Genomic DNA, 17,442 nt, shown 5'->3' on the forward strand with positions numbered 1-17,442 from the left:
AAGGGAATGAGGAGAAGCGACGTGTCTATTTTGCCTCAGAAAAACGAGTTGGGTTTCTATGAAATTCGTCTGGAGTCGATCGGAGGACTCGGCGCCAACCTAGCCGGCAAAATGCTGGCTGAATCCGGCGTCATCGGCCTTGGCCTGAACGGCTCCAATTTCTCGAGCTACGGCTCGGAGAAGAAGGGCTCGCCGGTAAAAAGCTTTATTCGTTTCTGCGATCCGGGGATCGAGATCCGTGACCATAGTCCGATTGAACAGCCGCATGTGATTGGCGTCTTTCATGAAACGCTGTATAAATCCGTCGACGTCGTTAACGGCTTGCGGCCGGGCGGGATCGTGCTGGTAAACTCGATCCGCGGCTTCGAGGAGGTGGCGAAGGACCTTGGGATGCAGCGCGGCACTTTGGCGATCCTCGATGCGCTGAAAATTGCGGTAGAGGAAAAGACGAAGGTCAACACCGCGATGCTGGGCGGGCTGTTCCGCATTTGCGGCTTCCTTGATCCGGATGCGATGAGAGACATCATCCGCAAGACGTTCGAGAAGAAGCTTCCTCACTTGGTGGAACCGAATTTGCGCACCTTTAACCGGGGCTACGAGGAGGTTCAATTTTTGACGCTGGACAGCGGCGAATTGGAGGAGGACGCGGGTTTTGTGCGGGCGGAGGCGATGCTCGGGTATGAGACGCAGGAGCCCGGCGGCGTGCTTACCGTGACCGGCAACAGTGTGCTGAAGGACTTGAGCGGCTCCAGACAAGGCTATCTTCCGGAATTCCACAGCGATAAATGCATTAGCTGCGCGGCCTGTGACACGGTGTGCCCTGACTACTGTTTTGTATGGGAAAAGGCTCCGGACAAACGCGGCAATCTCCAAATGTTTTTGCGGGGGATCGATTATCAGTACTGCAAGGGCTGCCTGAAATGCGTGGAGGCGTGTCCGACGGACGCACTAAGCGAAAGGCTGGAGGAGTATCAGTTTGCGGAGCTGCACCGGGTGAAGCAGCAATTTCCGATGGCGAATGCAGCAGGGGGGAAAGCGTAATGACCATTCCGGCGGAACAACAACGGCAGGAGCAAGCATTTTCAAAGCCTGCCGAGCAGAAAATGGTTTTTGAATCGGGCAATGAGATGGCGGCCATGGCAGCCGCGCAAATTAACTATCATGTAATGGGGTATTTCCCGATCACTCCTTCAACGGAAATTGCCCAGTATCTCGATATGATGAAAACGCGTGGCGAGCATGATATCCAGCTCATCGCAGCGGACGGCGAGCATGGCTCGGCAGGGATCTGCTACGGCGCGGCGGCTGCAGGGGCGCGTGTATTTAACGCAACGAGCGCCAACGGCTTTTTATATATGATTGAGCAATTGCCTGTGCAGTCGGGAACACGGTTTCCGATGGTTATGAATTTAGTGACCCGTGCCGTCAGCGGCCCGCTCGACATTCGCGGCGATCACTCGGACCTCTATTACGGGCTGAATACCGGCTGGGTCATTCTCACGGCCCGTTCGCCGCAGGCCGTCTACGACATGAACATCATGGCGCTGCGCATCGCCGAGCATTCCGAGGTGCGTCTGCCGGTCATTGTCGCCTACGACGGCTTCTTCACTTCGCACCAGAAGCGGAAGGTGCAGGTGTTCCAGCACCGGCAAACCGTGCAGCAGTTCGTCGGTGAAAAACCGCCGGCGCCGCATGTGCTCGACCTGGAGCATCCGATCGTGGTAGGCGCTTATATGAACGGCGACGACCTGATGAATAACCATTACCAGCAGGCGAAGGCGATTTTGCGCGCAGGCGAGGTATTCCAAGAGGTCGCGCAGGAATACGCGGCCTTGTCCGGCCGCACCTACGGTGTGCTGGATCTGTACCGCATGGAGGACGCGGAGGTTGCGCTGTTCCTGCTCAACTCAGCCGCTGAATCCGCCAAGGACGTCGTTGACCGTCTGCGGGAGCAGGGCATTCGGGCCGGGGTGATCAGCCCGAATATCATCCGCCCGTTCCCGGCGGAAGCGATCCGCGATGCGCTGCGAGGCGTGAAGGCGGTGCTTGTCGGCGAGCGTGCCGATTCCTACGGAGCGAACGGCGCGAACCTCACGCACGAGGTGAAGTCCGCGCTGCAGGACATTCGCGGCCCGCAGCCGATTGTGCTTACGCGGATTTTCGGCATGGGCGGTAAGGATTTCTACGCGGACGATGCGGAAGCGTTCTTCCGGCTGGCGCTGGACGCGGCGGAGAAGGGATACGCCGAGCAGCCGTTCGATTACTACGGTCAGACGCCGGGCGCCCCGGAGAAAAAGCTGACGCCGGTGCTGGCCCCGATGCACGGGGACACGTTCAAATCCGGCCTCATTACCGTGAAGCAGAACGAAGAGACCGGCAAGCTTTCCGTCAGAGTGCCGCCGCTGCGCAGCTTAACGGGTAAGCCGAAGCGGATCGCTTCCGGCCACGGCGCTTGTCCGGGCTGCGGCATTTTCCCGGCGCTGGAGCTGTTCTTTAAAGGCATTGAGGGCAATGTGGTGACGCTGTTCCACACCGGCTGCGCCTATATTACGACAACGGGGTATCCGTACAATTCTCATAAACAAAGCTTCATTCATAACCTGTTCCAAAATGGCCCGGCTACGCTGTCGGGTACGGTGGAAGCCTTTTTCGAGCGCAAGCGGCGCGGGGAGATCGACGTTCCGGAGGATTTCACCTTCGTCATGATTACCGGGGACGGCGGCATGGATATTGGCATGGGCTCGGCAATCGGTACGGCGCTTCGCAATCATAAAATGATCATTTTGGAGTATGACAACGAGGGCTACATGAATACGGGCGCGCAGCTCTCCTATTCAACGCCGCTCGGCCATATGACGAGCACCTCCGGCGTCGGCAAGAAGCAGCAGGGCAAGGCGTTCCACCACAAGGATACGGCGCAAATTATGGCGGCGACCCATATCCCGTACGTGTTTACGGCGACGGAGGCGTTCCCGCAGGACCTTGTGGCGAAAGCGGCAAAGGCGCAGTGGTACGCCCAGAACGAAGGGCTCGTCTACGGTAAAATGCTGATCACCTGCCCGCTGAACTGGAAATCCGAAGACCGCGACGGGGAAAAGATCGTAGGCGCCGCCGTGAACTCCTGCTTCTTCCCGCTGTACGAGGTGGAGCATGGGCAGACGAACATTACGTATGACCCGGAGGCGAAAAACAAGCGTGTGCCGCTGACCGAGTGGCTGAAGTACATGGGGAAATCGAAGCATTTGCTCCGTCAGGAAAATGAAACGATGCTGCTGGAGTTTGAGCGCGAGGTCCAGCGCCGCTGGGCGATCCTGAAAGCCAAGCACGAGCATCCACTTTTATAAAAGGGAGGACGTAACCATGATTACAGAACCAACGAACGGAAAACCTCAGCTGCCGTCCATGTTTTGCTTTCAATGCCAAGAAGCGGCGAAAGGCACCGGCTGCACCATTGTCGGCGTGTGCGGAAAGCCGCATGACGTGGCGAACCTTCAGGATCTGCTGGTCTATCTACTGAAAGGGATCTCCTACTGTAGTAATCACGCCGAGCTTCCGGAGGCTTTGGAGCAGCGGGTGTCCGTCTTCATCATGGACGCTTTATTTGCAACGATTACGAATGCCAACTTTGACCGTGACGTCTTTATTCAAAAAATTCATGAGGCGTTGGCACTTCGCAGTGAGGTGCGCAGCGTCCTGGAGGAGCAGTACAGTGTGGATGCTTCCAAGCTGCCTGACGCGGCGGTTTGGTATGCGGATACGGAAGCTGCGTTTGACGCGAAGGCGAAGCTCGTTGGTGTGCTTTCCACGGTAGACGAGGATATCCGTTCGTTGCGGGAGCTGCTGACGTACGGGCTGAAGGGGATGGCGGCGTACGCTTATCATGCGCTGCACCTCGACTACGCAAGCACCGAAGTAAACCGGTTTATGCGGCGCGCGCTTGCGGCTACCCTGAACGATTCGCTGGGGGCGCAGGAGCTGATCGCTCTCAATATGGAGGCCGGTAAGGTCGGCGTCGAAGCGATGGCGCTACTCGATCAGGCAAACACGAGCACCTACGGCAATCCGGAGATTACGAAGGTGAATATCGGAGTACGCAATCGTCCTGGCATTTTGATCAGCGGCCATGACCTCAAGGACATGGAGGAGCTGCTGAAGCAAACGGAGGGCACCGGCGTTGACGTGTATACGCACAGCGAGATGCTTCCGGCGCACTACTACCCGGCGTTTAAGAAATATGAGCATTTCGTCGGCAACTATGGCAATGCCTGGTGGAAGCAGAACACGGAGTTTGCATCGTTTAACGGGCCGATTCTCATGACCACGAACTGCATCGTGCCGCCAAAGGACAGCTATAAGGATCGTATCTACACGACCGGAAATACCGGCTTCCCGGGACTGCAGCATATTCCGGAGGGCAAGGACGGCAAGCCGAAGGACTTCTCGGTGCTGATTGAGCATGCGAAGCGGTGCCAGCCGCCGACCGAGATCGAGAGCGGCGAAATCATCGGCGGCTTCGCCCATGCGGCGGTGATGGGCGTGGCGGATCAAGTCGTGGATGCGGTGAAAACCGGCGCGATCAAACGCTTCTTCGTTATGGCAGGCTGCGACGGACGGATGAAGTCGCGGGAATACTACACCGATTTTGCCGAGCAGCTTCCTCAGGATACGGTCATCTTGACCGCAGGCTGCGCGAAGTACAAGTACAATAAGCTTGATCTGGGCGCCATCGGCGGAATTCCGCGCGTCCTCGACGCCGGACAGTGCAATGACTCCTACTCTTTGGCGATCATTGCGCTGAAGCTGAAGGAAGTATTCGGCCTGCAGGATATTAACGAGCTGCCGATTTCCTACAACATTGCGTGGTACGAGCAAAAAGCGGTGATTGTGCTGCTGGCGCTGCTTTATCTTGGCGTAAAGAACATTCATCTCGGTCCAACGCTTCCGGCGTTCCTTTCCCCGAATGTAGCGAAGGTGCTGGTGGAGAATTTTGGGATCGGCGGTATTACGAATGTAGAGGACGATATGCGGATGTTCCTTGGGGCGTAAGTTTCCATACAATCCGGGCATAACGCTCAGGTTTTACAGGGCTGCTTTGAACCCTCGGAAGGGGGCGAAGCAGCCTTTTCCTTTGGTAATGTATTGGTACTGGCATGCTCCGCCCGGTCGCGAATATATTTAGCTTTGGGTGGTGATATGCAGATGACACAAGCAAACGGTTTTCAGCCTGGCGATATTTTAGTCGCCTGCGATAATGAATTAAATGTGCCGACAGGGATACTCGGACATGCGGCTATCGTGGTCAGCCCGACCCAGATCGTCGAGGCGGTCATTACGTACCCGTATGTTCAACTATCGGTGATTGAGTCGTTTCGGCGTATACACCCGAAGCATGCGGTGTACCGTCCGAATACTCCCAAGCTTGGGGAGGCGGCGGCCCAATTCGCGGTGTGGTATTTGCAGCAAAGCAATGCGTATAAAAAGCAGGGGTATAATGTGCCTCCGTTTTCTTTCTCATCCGCGATTCCGCTGCAGGATGCATGGACCTCGACGTACTGCTCCAAGCTGGTGTGGCTGAGCTATTTTTACGGGGCGGGCATTTCGTTTTACAACGATTTTTACTTATTTACTCCGGAGGATTTGGACACGGGATTGAAAAACGACCCGCAATTTACCCTGTTGTATAAACATCCGGAATTCCAGTTTCTCATTAATACGTAGGATTACGAAGGAGTCCCCGGTTAATCAAAGCTTTCCAGACTGACGTAGTCGAACCCATCGCTACACTCCGCACCTACCCAATTTCGCCCGCTCTAGGCGGATTGCCGATTCCGCCAATGCACCCTCCACATATGATGACATTGTGTTAACGCACAGGAACAACAAACCATAATGAAGACATAAGGAGTGTGTTAAATATCATGGTAGGATTGGGTAACGGAGCTTTCGGTGCAGGTTTGAACGCAGGTCTTAACGCGGGTGTAAATGCAGACGCTCATGTGAATGCAAACGTTGGTCTGGGTGCAGGCGTAGGCGCAGGTTACGGTGCAGGCTATGGCGCGGCTAACCCTGGTTTCTATGCAGCAGCAGGCTACGGTAAGCCGGCAGCGGCAGCGGCGTATTCCACAACAGGCGCGATCCTTGTGCTGTTCATCCTTCTCGTTATCATCTCCCGTTCCTTCCGCGTGTAAGGAGCGAGGAAGAGCGTTTATGATGAAGCGTTGAATCCGAGTAAGCTCGGGTCAATTGTAAAAAAGCGGCTTCGCTGAGTATAGGCTCAGGCGTAAGCCGCTTTTTGTGGTGCTTTGCCTTTGTACAGCAGGGCTGTTTACTTTTCTTGGTTTTTGTTTTGCTCGGCGTTATCGTTATCCGGTACGTTGTTAAAGGACGTCACCGTATCCGCTGCCTCAACCGTATCGTTGACGAAAGCCATATCCTGGTTTTCGGCGTTCATGTTTGTTGTGCCGGTGTAGTTGCCGCGGTGTACTTTGTTTTCGGACATGCGGGCACCTCCTCTCCTCATTCTTCTTAGATAAGATTTGCTGGAAAAGGGTGGTTTATACGGACGGGCAGTAATAAGTAGGCAACCTTCAATGGATAACAAACGTTATATAGGAAGAGAAGATGAAGCGTCACCATAATATAATCGATCGTGCAGGGGTGTTGATATGAGTAATCTTGATGAAACGGATTTATCCTGGGACCATCCTGGCGAGGCGTCACTTTGGATCGGGAGGTTTGAATCGGAAGAACATCTGAATAGCTATTTGGAGTTCTGTTATGGAGATGATGATGAAACCATCAAGCCTCCATTTTGCAAGGATTTTGCCATTTACCATTTTGATGAGGACTTTCGTGAGGCTTACATAGTGGAGGAAAGCAGCAATAATCTTGCAGATTTATTGTCCGGCTGTTCCTATGATGAAGAGCTCATCCAGCAATTTATCGATGCAGGAGAATTGGAAGAAGCGATGAATACCGTGATTCTATTATTTAATTATAAGTATCATGGTAGATGTAAAGAAATACGTAGTGATGGCTATAGTTTAAGATACATTGGGAACGTCAGGTACGAGTAACCGTGTTAATGTCGGAACCCAAGGCTTGGATAACAGGCTGCCGGACGATGAGCCGAGCAGCCTATCTCCGTTTTACGGACCGATGACGACCTAACAATGCCCCCGCGACGCACGATATTCATCCTCAAGAATACTCATGATAATCGCATCGTGAAACTGATGATCGTAGAACAAAACCTCCCGCTGCACACCCTCGCGCTTAAAGCCGATGTTTTCATAAACGCGGGCAGCCCGCTCGTTATATGAAAATACATTCAGCTCGATTCGATGCAAATGGAGTACGCCGAAGCCGTAATCCAGCATTAAGCGCAGCGCTTCGGTTCCATATCCCTTGTTTTGATGCTCCTCGCTCGAAATGGCAATTCGGATGTTGGCGTTACGATTGACCGGATCGATGCTTTGGATGGCAATATCTCCAATCAATTCATCAGAATCCCGTAAAGCGATTAAGAGAAGCACAGTGGACGCATCTTGAGACTTGCCCTCAATGTATCGCAAAATTTGCTCGCGGTTGAAGTGCTTCTGCGTACCGGTCAGCTTTCTCGTATTCGGCTGATAGAGGGATGCGAGATACCAGTCTGTATCCGCAATTTCGATCGGCCGTAAGTAGACTTGTTGGCCTTCCAAAAAACGTACAGGTGTCATATGAGCTCAGCTCCTTGGCATGTTTACAGTATCTAAAACTAACATATCCCTGTATATTAAAAAATGTACAGTTTTTGATATTTTAAGATGACAGCTAGGAGTAAGGCCATGTTATATATTCCACAATTTCATCATGCTTCAGCGTTGCCTTATTACATTGCGCTGTATGAAGCGATCAAACGCGACATTATGGAGGGGAGATTGCGTCCGAATGACGCTCTGCCCTCAATTCGTAAGCTTGCTGCGGGTTTATCGATCAGCACGACCCCGGTAGAGGTCGCCTATCAGCAGCTGATTGCTGAAGGCTTTGTAGAAAGCCGCCCCCGGCAGGGCTTTTTCGTTGTTTCTCTGCCGGTCTCCTACGGAGAGCTTAAGCTTGGGGGGCCGCAGCTAGAGCCTGCACAGCTTGACGAGACTGCAGCCGCCTCAGAGCAGGTCTACATATATGATTTTCATATGGCCAAGAACGACAATGAGCATTTTCCGATCCGGGTTTGGAAAAAGCTGTTCAGCCAGGTATTACGCGAGGATTATGAAGAATTGTTGTTTTACGGCGATGCCCAAGGCGAAAAGGAGCTGCGCGAGCAAATCGCGACATACTTGGGGCGTCTTAGAGGGGTAATTTGCAGGCCGGAGCAGATCGTGATCGGCGCGGAGCAGCATCTTCTTATGCATTATTTGGCGCTGCTTCTGAGGGATGTATCCTCTGTGATAGCGGCTGAGCAGCCAAGCTACCCGCTCATTCCTTCCACGTTTGAGTCAGAGGGTTACGAGGTATATACGATCCCGCCAGCGGACCACGGCGGTATTTCTGTGCCTCATCTGGAGCAAAGCTCTGCGCGTATACTCTTCGTATCCCCTTCCCATCGTTTCCCGGACGGCAGAGTGATGCCTTTTTCCGAGAGGCTGGAATTGCTGGAATGGGCGAAGCGCAGAGAAGCCTATATTTTGGAGGACGATTATGGCCGAGAGCTGCGCTATCAAGGCCAGTCCATTCCTGCACTGCAAGGAGTAGATTCCAGGGCGAACGTGATTTACCTCGGGGGCTTCTCGCAAATTCTTGCACCCGACCTATGCATTCATTATATGGTGCTTCCGGAGACGTTACTGCCGCGCTATCACAGTCTGCGCCGGACATTGCTGTTTGAATCCTCCTGCTCCAGAATCGTTCAGCGGGCACTCCGGCGTTTTATGGAGGAAGGGCATTTCGAGCGGCATGTCAGCAAAATGAGAAATGTGTACCGCCAAAAGAATAACGTCATGGTGCAATCGCTTCGGGCGTTATTCGGCGAATGGGGGGAGATCGTTAATCCCGAAGCGGGATTGCACGTAATATTGAAGCTCCATTCTGCAGTTAGCGAGCGGGAGATGGTTCGGATTGCGCGGGAAAACGGCGTGTTTGTGGCTGCGGCTTCCCCGTATTATCCGGGACTGTCTGACCGCAACCGGGAGAGGCAGTTTATGATCGGCTTCGGCGGAGTGCCGGAGGAGCGGATTCACGAGGGCTTGCTTCGGCTGAAGGAGCTTTGGGCGCCATCCCTCTTTCCAATATTTTGATATGGATTCTCCCCTCTCAAATTACGATGATAGAAAGGAGCTTACTAGAAGAAAGGGGAGATCCGAATGAAGAAAGCGGTTGTAGCTGCTGCCGGCGCGTTGCTTGGCATGACGCTCATAGCTCAGACGGCTTTCGGAGCATCCTATACGGTTCAGGCCGGGGACTCCGTTTGGAAAATTGCAACGAAGCACGGACTTAGCACGGGACAGCTCGTAGAAATGAATGGACTGGCTTCCGACATGATTATGCCGGGGCAAGTGTTAAAGGTACCGGGTCCGGAAACGTATTCGGTGAAAAAAGGCGAGACACTTTGGATCATTACGCAAAAGCTGGGGATTACTTTGGAAGCGCTTTTGGAGGCAAATCCGGGTGTCCAACCGACCAATATTTACGAGGGTCTTACCCTGCAACTGCCGGAAGGCGTGGAAGTGTCCAAGGAGCTGCTTGCTCCAGCGAAGCCGGCGGAATATCTTAACGGTGTGTTCCCGGTTGCCAAGGGTCAGTACCAGCCGATGATTAACACGTACGCAGACGCGAGAACGTGGACACCAAACGGACCGGCGGTTCGTACGCATGAGGGTGTAGACATTATGGCAGCCGAAGGGGTGCCGGTGTATAACGCCGTTGAAGGCACGGTCATCAATTATGGCTGGAACCAGATGGGCGGCTGGCGTTTAACCGTGCGCGTCGATGATTCGACGGCATTTTATTACGCGCATCTCAGCGGCTACGCACCGGGCATCGGCCCAGGGGTGAAGGTACAGGCCGGACAGCTGATCGGTTATGTCGGCGATACGGGTTATGGGCCAGTAGGGACGAAAGGAAAGTTCGATCCGCATCTGCACTTCGGCATTTACAAAACGAATGGCAAGTGGCAGAGCATGGATCCGTTCGAATATTTAAAATGGTGGGAGTTCAATAACGCCAAACCATAAGTGAAAAAGGTTCTTTTCCGCATGCTGGGGAAAGGAGCCTTTTTTGCGCGCCGTGCCGTTTTGACTTCCGATTTATTTTTGGGTAAGGTAGGGCGTAGGAGGATGATGCAAAATGACCTTTAGTCAACTATCGGATTATACGGTTTTACATAATGGAGTAAAGATGCCTTGGCTCGGCCTCGGCGTATGGCGCGTCAATGAAGGCAATGAGGTGGAGCATGCGGTAAAAGCGGCGATTCAGACCGGATACCGCAGCATTGACACGGCCGCCGTTTACGGCAACGAAGAGGGAGTCGGCAAAGCGATTAAAGAAAGCGGAGCCAAGCGCGAGGACCTGTTTATTACAACGAAGGTGTGGAATGCCGATCAAGGCTACGACCAAACCCTTCAAGCCTTTGAAGACAGCCGCAAGAAGCTGGGCTTGGAATACCTTGATTTGTATCTGGTGCACTGGCCGGTAAAAGGTAAATACAAGGACACATACCGCGCTCTGGAGAAGCTGTACAAGGACGGCGTTGTGCGCGCGATCGGCGTAAGCAACTTCCAAGTGCATCATCTGCAGGATGTAATAAATGACTGCGAAGTGAAGCCGATGGTCAATCAGGTGGAATACCACCCGCTGTTGACGCAGAAGCCGCTTCTTTCGTTCTGTAAGGAAAACGGCATCCAGCTGGAGGCGTGGAGCCCGCTGATGCAGGGCAATCTGGACCAGCAGGTGCTGCAGACCATCGCGCAGAAGTACAGCAAATCGGTGGCCCAGGTCATCCTGCGCTGGGATTTGCAAAATGGCGTCGTTACGATTCCGAAATCGATTACACCGTCCCGGATTGAAGAAAACTCGAAGGTATTCGATTTCGAGCTTTCCGACGACGATATGGAAGCAATCGATGGACTGAACCAAAATCATCGTTTCGGCCCGGACCCGGACAATTTCAATTTCTAAAACAAAATAAACGACAACAAGGAAGAGCATCCGGTGGAAGGGTGCTCTTCTTTTTATCAAAATCTCAAAGGAGAAGGTAAAATAAAGCGCTTGCACATATGGTAAAATGGATTGGTAAAAGGTGGAGGACAAAACAAGGAAGGGGATTCGCCATGTCCAAGGTGCGCGTCGGAGTGATCGGATTAGGCAATATGGGTACCCAGCATTCCAAGTATTTGTTTGAGAACGAGGTCGCCGGGGCGGAGCTTTCCGCCGTATGTGATGGAAGACCGGAGCGGCTCAAGTGGGCAAGAGAGCAGTTTGGCGAAAAGGTAGCTCTATTCGATAATGTGGAAGCGCTTTTAAGCTCGGGTGTGATCGACGGGGTGCTGGTGGCGACGCCGCACTATGACCATCCCGATTTAGCCATTCGCGCCTTCACGCATGGGCTGCATGTACTGATCGAAAAGCCGGCGGGCGTGTATACGAAGCAGGTGCGCGAAATGAACGAAGCCGCGGCCAAGTCCGGCAAGGTGTTCAGCATCATGTACAATCAGCGCACCAATCCGCTCTATGCGAAGCTGAAGGAATTGATCGATTCCGGTGAGCTTGGCGAGGTGAAGCGGACGAACTGGATCATTACGAATTGGTACCGCCCGCAAAGCTATTACGATTCGGGCGGCTGGCGCGCAACCTGGGCCGGCGAAGGCGGCGGGGTGCTGATTAATCAGGTGCCGCATCAGCTGGATTTGTGGCAGTGGACGTCAGGGCTGATGCCGAAGCGGATCCGCGCGTTTTGTTATTTCGGCAAGCATCGCGACATTGAGGTTGAAGATGACGTTACGGCTTTTGTGGAATACGAAAATGGCGCAACCGGCGTTTTCGTCGCTACGACGGGGGAGGCGCCGGGAACGAACCGGTTTGAAGTGGCAGGGGATCGCGGCAAAATCGTCATCGAAAATGATCAGCTCAGCTTTTGGCGGCTGCGGGTGCCGGAATCGGAGTTTAACCGCTCGTTTACGGGCAGCTTCGGCTCGCCGGAATGCTGGAAGGTCGATGTGCCGATTCCAAGCGGCGGGGTCCAGCATAAAGGCATCACGCAGGACTGGGTGAATGCGATTGTGAAAGGCACGCCGCTGCTGGCGCCCGGCGAGGAAGGCATCCATGGGCTGACGCTGTCTAATGCGATGCTGCTGTCGACGTGGACCGACAGCTGGGTGGAGCTGCCGATGGATGAGGACTTGTTCGTGGAACTGCTGCAGGAGCGGATTCGCAGCTCGAAGACGACGAAGCAGGCGGGAACCTATAAATAGCAAGGATAAGCACACGAACGGAAGAATGAAGGTCAAATAAACGTAAGGGTAAGTATACTAGGGGTCGAAAAGGAGGAACAGCAGCTCATGCAGACGAAGGACGGAATGAATTACGCCCCGCAGGGAAAGCCGCAGCCGGTTGTAGGCAGCGGGGAGTTTGTATTTGCGGCGATGGCGCTGGATCACGGTCATATTTATGGGATGTGCAACGGCTTGCAGGAAGCGGGCGGCACGCTGAAATGGGTGTACGATCCGGATGAAGCGAAGGTCGCTGCGTTTCTGGCCAAATATCCGGGGGTGCGGGCTGCCTCGTCGGAGCAGGAAATTTTGCAGGATGCGGAGGTGCAGCTTGTTGCGGCGGCCGCCGTCCCGAATTTGAGGGGGCCGCTCGGCGTGAAGGTCATGGAGCATGGCAAGCATTATTTCACCGACAAAACGCCGTTTACAGCGCTGGAGCAGCTGGAAGAGGCGCGGGAGGCGGTTGTGCGAACCGGGCGCAAGTACGCGGTATACTACAGTGAGCGTCTGCATGTAGAGAGCGCGGTGTTCGCCGGGCAGCTGATCGCAGACGGGGCAATCGGCCGCGTCGTGCAGGTGCTCGGACTTGGACCGCATCGCTTGAATGCGCCGTCGCGTCCGTCGTGGTTTTTCGAGCGGGAGAAATACGGCGGGATTTTATGCGATATCGGGAGCCACCAGATTGAGCAGTTTTTGTTTTTCGCCGGCTGCAAGGATGCCAAGGTGCTGCACAGCAAGGTGGGCAACTACCGCAGCAAGGAGTACCCGGAGCTGGAGGATTTCGGCGATGCGACGCTCGTTGGGGATAACGGCGCGACGAATTACTTTCGCGTCGATTGGCTGACGCCGGACGGGCTCAGCACGTGGGGCGACGGACGGATGACGATTCTCGGCACGGACGGCTACATCGAGCTGCGCAAGTATGTGGATATCGCCCGCGATGCGAGCGGCGATCATGTGTATTTGGTGAACGGCGAGGGCGAGCGCCATCTTCACGTGAAGGGCCAAGTCGGCTACCCGTTCTTCGGGCAGCTGATCTTGGATTGCCTGAACGGGACGGAGAAGGCGATGACGCAGGCGCATACGTTTAAGGCGGCGGAGCTGTGCCTTCGGGCGCAGCTGCAGGCGGAGCGGGTCGAATAGGCGATAAGGGAGATGAGGCGGATGAAGCTTTCCGTGTTTACAGCGGCAACACCGGACATGGAGCCCGAGCAGCTGGCCGCTGCTGCGGCGGCAGCCGGGCTGGACGGCATCGAATGGCGGTACAAGGAAACGCCGGAGGAGCTCCGGCAGGAGCCGCCCTCGTATTGGCGCAATAACCTGTGCACCATCCCTCCATCGGAGGCGCCGGAGCGGATGCTTCGTTTTCGGCAGGCTGCGGAGAAGCACAAGCTCGCCATCGTTAGTGTCACGCCGTATTTAACGGTGGGTGACCTGGAAGGAACGGAGAAGGCGCTGCAGGCGGCCAAACTGCTTGGCGCGTCTTTCATCCGGTTGGCCGTTCCCGGATATCACCGTACGGAAAACGCACGGGTCTTATTCGACCGGGAGCTCGCCTATTTGCGTGAGGTTGAGCCGCTTTGCAGGCAGTACGGCGTTAAAGGGCTGCTGGAGACGCATCACATGACGATCGCCGCCAGCGCAAGCGCGGCCTACCGTCTGTGCGAGGGCTTCGACCCAGACTGGATCGGCGTGCTTTACGATCCGGGCAATATGGTGCACGAGGGGTTCGAAAATTACCGGATGGGCCTAGAGATATTAGGTCCGTATCTGACACATGTGCATGTGAAGAATGCCGGCTGGCGGCCAGAAGCGGCGAACGATGGAAGTATCGCATGGAAGGCAGAATGGCAGTCGTTAAAGCAAGGCATGGTGCCGTGGCGGCAGGTTATCGATGACTTGAAGGCGGTCGGGTATACCGGCTATTTGGGGGTAGAAGACTTCAGCGGCGTTTATGGAACGGAAGAAATGCTGCGGCAGTTTGCGTCTTACATGAAAGAGCTGCTTTACGTGGAATAAGGATGGCCTAGTGCTCAACGCCCGCCGAAACGTCCGGATTTGGCGGTCTTTGAGCTGCATTTTTAAGTGCTTGAAGACTATTACTTTGGGGGGTTGTTTTTAGCAGAATATAGATCAATAGACTGTAAATGTTGCCAATTTAACATTGTATCCCAATCTACGGCTGTGTTAGATTGAAATTAGGAGATTCCTAGAATGAGAGGCTTACGGACGGCTTTTGTATCTGTGATTTTGCGGAGCGTTTGGGCGATACCAGAAGGAATCAACGATATTATGCTGTACCCAATGGGAGGGTCACAAGGAAATGGAGAAACGGAAACAAGGCTTGGGACGCGGGGCGGCCGCAGTACGGACAATCGTACTCGCTGCTGTTTTACTGTTAGCAGTACCCGTCGGACCTGCCGCTGCAGCATCGGCAACACTGACCGTACCGGAAATCATGGAGAAGACGAGTCCTTCCGTTGTGGCGATCATCGGACGCCCGCAGGAGCAGGAGGAGTACAGCGCGTTCGGGGGGCTGAGCCGGTTTGATTTGGCGCATGGCACCGGGGTAATCATTAAATCGGATGGCTGGATTGTTACCAATGCACACGTTGTTCAAGAAATGAAGAACTTAATCGTTGTTACCTCAGACGGAAAAGCATATAACGCGAAAGCAACACATCTGGATGAGGACACGGATTTGGCCCTTGTGAAAATTGAGGCTGCCGGTCTTCGCGAGGCTGAATTTGCCGAGATTGAGGATGTGAAGGCGGGACAAAGCGTAGTCGCGATCGGTACGCCGATCTCGTTCGCGCTTCGCAATTCGGTAACCGGCGGGATGATCAGCGGAATGGAGCGGACGATTAGCTCCAAGTATCAGCTGATTCAAACCGATGCGGCGATTAACCCGGGCAACAGCGGGGGGCCGCTCGTGAACATGAACGGCGAGGTTGTCGGCATTAACTCGATGAAGTTTGTGGAGTACGGGGTGGACAATCTCGGCTTTGCGATCCCGGTCGATACCGTTAAGCACGTCATTGCACAGTTTTTTGAAAATGGCGAGGTGAAACGTCCGTACCTGGGTGTAGAGCTGGAGGAAAGCTGGGAGGCGCTTGTCGGTTTGCCGACAACGAATCCGCTGACCGTTATCTATGTGGATCCGGATTCGGCTGCAGGTAAAGCGGGGCTGAAGGATGGCGACCAAATTTCGGCGATCGACGGCAAGACGGTTACAACCCTGGTTGGTTACAACGAGCTGCTCAAGCTGTATAAGCCGGGACAGCAGGTGTCTTTGACGGTCATAAAGGGGACTGAGGCGGGCACATCGGTAACGGTGACGCTCGGCGAAGAAGAAAGCAGCAGCGATTGGGAGCCGGGAGAGGACGACGGCGATCTGGATGCGGATCGCGGCAAAACGAAAATCGGCGACAGCCATTTTGACTGGTCGATGAAGTATCCGACGGGACTCGTCAAATCGTTCCAAACCGAAGAGGGCCGCAGAGTCATGTTCGGCAACACGAACGGCGAGTATTCCATCATTGTTAACGTGGATGAAAACGAAAGCTTGAATCTGTCTCCGGCAGCGTTATTGAAAAAGCTGGGCGGGGAATCAGCGAGCACGGTGCTTGAAAAAGGATACGTGAAGGACGCGGAATACCCCTACGCGAAAATGACGATCGAAGGGGAGTACGGCGGTTATCAGGAAGCGCGGGCATTCCAGAAGGGTTCGAATGTTTATCGCGTTGCGCTGAACGTATCGGATCCGAGCAATGTACAGAATAAAGTGAAATTCAACAGCTACCTTGATGTACTGGGAAGCTTTAAGCCGGAATATGACGGAGACAGCGATTCCGTAAAGGATATTTCCGTGTTTAAGACGGGCAACAGCAAGTATACGAATGCTTACGGTCTTGGCTTCGAGCTCCCGGCGGAATGGGAATCCGACAGCTTAGAGGGCGGCTCGTACTTTACAAATGAGGACTATACGCAGAGCGTTTCCGTTCGTGTAACCTCCTTATCGTCGGGAGATTCGCTAGCGAAATGGATCGAGCGGGACGCTGACTATTTAAAACGGACGTATGTAGAATCGTCCCGTGAGATCGGTGAAGCGAAGCCTTTTGGCGAAGGTGAAATCGGTCATGAAGTACGTTATGCTTCGACGCTGGGCGATACCTGGGAGGTTCTGCACATTTTCTATGTGGTGAAGGACCGTTACAAGTACGAGATCGCTGTACAGTTTATGAAGGACGATGCGAAGGAAGCGGAAGAGATTGTGGATCTGCTCCGTAAGACGATTGCGATCGATAAGGATGAAATGAACCCGCTGGTCGGCTTTATTCAAGATGACCAGGAATGGATCGACCCGAATCGGTACCAGAAGGTGACAAACGAGAAATACGGATATACGGTCTCGGTGCCGGAGACGTGGGAGAACTACTCGGACTATTACTCTTATCGCGATAGCGGCAGTGATTCCGATTACATCAGCTACGAATTCGTAGGCGGTACCTTTGATGTAAGTGCAGAGAAGGAAACGTTGGACGATATCCTGAAAAATCGCGAAACGTACCATAAGGAAAGCGCCGAAGCCGATATGGAATACAAGTATACGGTCGAGGATGCCGAGCTTTATGGGCTGAAAGGCAAGAAAATCTCGGTCCGTTACAACGCGGATACCCCATATGAGCTAACCGAGTATTTGTTTGAAAAGGATAAAACAACGTATACGGTATCCGTACAGGTGCATGACGCCGTAGCTACGGATGTGCTGAAAGCACAAGTGAAAGCCGTGCTGGAGTCGTTTAAATTAACCAAATAGGGAAAAGGAAATCGCCGCCCGGCAAGGGGCGGCGATTTTTTGTGGTGCCGGAATGTGTGATGAAGGCTGTCGCTGATCCTGAATTCCGGTCAATCACGATATGGTGCGTAACATCGAATAATGAGCTATCCCTGCGAAAATGTGGAGCTTCCGTGG

General features: G+C 53.9%; 15 protein-coding genes. 13 read left to right on the forward strand and 2 right to left on the reverse strand.

What is annotated here, in order from left to right; translation table 11 throughout:
* Window positions 1-21 precede the first annotated feature (21 nt).
* The 5 genes from GQS10_RS16540 to GQS10_RS16560 all read left to right on the forward strand — a co-directional run bounded on the left by GQS10_RS16540 (window position 22) and on the right by GQS10_RS16560 (window position 6,188).
* Window positions 22-1,041: a 2-oxoacid:acceptor oxidoreductase family protein gene (locus GQS10_RS16540; RefSeq protein WP_166244186.1), complete on the forward strand. Its 1,020-nt coding sequence runs from the start codon at window positions 22-24 to the stop codon at window positions 1,039-1,041.
* Window positions 1,041-3,344, forward strand: a complete 2,304-nt coding sequence (locus tag GQS10_RS16545; RefSeq protein WP_207952313.1) for a thiamine pyrophosphate-dependent enzyme — start codon at window positions 1,041-1,043, stop codon at window positions 3,342-3,344. Before GQS10_RS16540 ends, GQS10_RS16545 begins: the two co-directional genes overlap by 1 nt.
* Window positions 3,345-3,360: 16 nt before the next feature.
* Window positions 3,361-5,046: a hydroxylamine reductase gene (hcp, locus tag GQS10_RS16550; RefSeq protein WP_243735221.1), complete on the forward strand. Its 1,686-nt coding sequence runs from the start codon at window positions 3,361-3,363 to the stop codon at window positions 5,044-5,046.
* Window positions 5,047-5,199: 153 nt separating this feature from the next.
* Window positions 5,200-5,718, forward strand: a complete 519-nt coding sequence (locus tag GQS10_RS16555; RefSeq protein ID WP_166244188.1) for a C40 family peptidase — start codon at window positions 5,200-5,202, stop codon at window positions 5,716-5,718.
* Window positions 5,719-5,918: 200 nt separating this feature from the next.
* A complete protein-coding gene (locus tag GQS10_RS16560) occupies window positions 5,919-6,188 on the forward strand; it encodes a hypothetical protein (RefSeq protein ID WP_166244190.1) in 270 nt (89 codons plus the stop codon).
* Window positions 6,189-6,325: 137 nt separating this feature from the next.
* Here the strand turns inward: GQS10_RS16560 and GQS10_RS16565 are convergent, their stop codons facing one another.
* A complete protein-coding gene (locus tag GQS10_RS16565; protein WP_166244192.1) occupies window positions 6,326-6,499 on the reverse strand; it encodes a hypothetical protein in 174 nt (57 codons plus the stop codon).
* 166 nt (window positions 6,500-6,665) lie between these two features.
* Here GQS10_RS16565 and GQS10_RS16570 point away from each other — a divergent pair, with 166 nt between their 5' ends.
* Window positions 6,666-7,076, forward strand: a complete 411-nt coding sequence (locus GQS10_RS16570) for an immunity 22 family protein (protein ID WP_166244194.1) — start codon at window positions 6,666-6,668, stop codon at window positions 7,074-7,076.
* Window positions 7,077-7,166: 90 nt separating this feature from the next.
* Here the strand turns inward: GQS10_RS16570 and GQS10_RS16575 are convergent, their stop codons facing one another.
* Window positions 7,167-7,721, reverse strand: coding sequence for a GNAT family N-acetyltransferase (locus GQS10_RS16575; protein ID WP_166244196.1), 555 nt, complete (start codon window positions 7,719-7,721; stop codon window positions 7,167-7,169).
* 108 nt (window positions 7,722-7,829) lie between these two features.
* Between GQS10_RS16575 and pdxR the strand changes: the two genes are divergently transcribed.
* The 7 genes from pdxR to GQS10_RS16610 all read left to right on the forward strand — a co-directional run bounded on the left by pdxR (window position 7,830) and on the right by GQS10_RS16610 (window position 17,286).
* Window positions 7,830-9,278, forward strand: coding sequence for a MocR-like pyridoxine biosynthesis transcription factor PdxR (gene pdxR / locus GQS10_RS16580; RefSeq protein WP_166244198.1), 1,449 nt, complete (start codon window positions 7,830-7,832; stop codon window positions 9,276-9,278).
* A gap of 66 nt (window positions 9,279-9,344) precedes the next feature.
* A complete protein-coding gene (locus GQS10_RS16585) occupies window positions 9,345-10,214 on the forward strand; it encodes a M23 family metallopeptidase (RefSeq protein WP_166244200.1) in 870 nt (289 codons plus the stop codon).
* Window positions 10,215-10,326: 112 nt separating this feature from the next.
* Window positions 10,327-11,157 carry an aldo/keto reductase gene (locus GQS10_RS16590; protein ID WP_166244202.1) on the forward strand — a complete coding sequence of 277 codons (831 nt, stop codon included), beginning with the start codon at window positions 10,327-10,329 and terminating at the stop codon, window positions 11,155-11,157.
* Between the two features lie 152 nt (window positions 11,158-11,309).
* Window positions 11,310-12,449 carry a Gfo/Idh/MocA family protein gene (locus GQS10_RS16595; RefSeq protein ID WP_166244204.1) on the forward strand — a complete coding sequence of 380 codons (1,140 nt, stop codon included), beginning with the start codon at window positions 11,310-11,312 and terminating at the stop codon, window positions 12,447-12,449.
* Window positions 12,450-12,536: 87 nt separating this feature from the next.
* Complete coding sequence (locus GQS10_RS16600) at window positions 12,537-13,610, forward strand: Gfo/Idh/MocA family protein (RefSeq protein WP_166244206.1); 1,074 nt, start codon at window positions 12,537-12,539, stop codon at window positions 13,608-13,610.
* A gap of 21 nt (window positions 13,611-13,631) precedes the next feature.
* Complete coding sequence (locus GQS10_RS16605) at window positions 13,632-14,486, forward strand: sugar phosphate isomerase/epimerase family protein (RefSeq protein ID WP_166244208.1); 855 nt, start codon at window positions 13,632-13,634, stop codon at window positions 14,484-14,486.
* Window positions 14,487-14,790: 304 nt separating this feature from the next.
* A complete protein-coding gene (locus tag GQS10_RS16610; protein ID WP_166244210.1) occupies window positions 14,791-17,286 on the forward strand; it encodes a S1C family serine protease in 2,496 nt (831 codons plus the stop codon).
* The last annotated feature ends 156 nt before the right edge of the window (window positions 17,287-17,442 follow it).

The sequence above is a fragment of the Paenibacillus turpanensis genome (assembly GCF_011421635.1).
GTDB classification, from domain to species: Bacteria; Bacillota; Bacilli; order Paenibacillales; family YIM-B00363; genus Paenibacillus_AK; species Paenibacillus_AK turpanensis.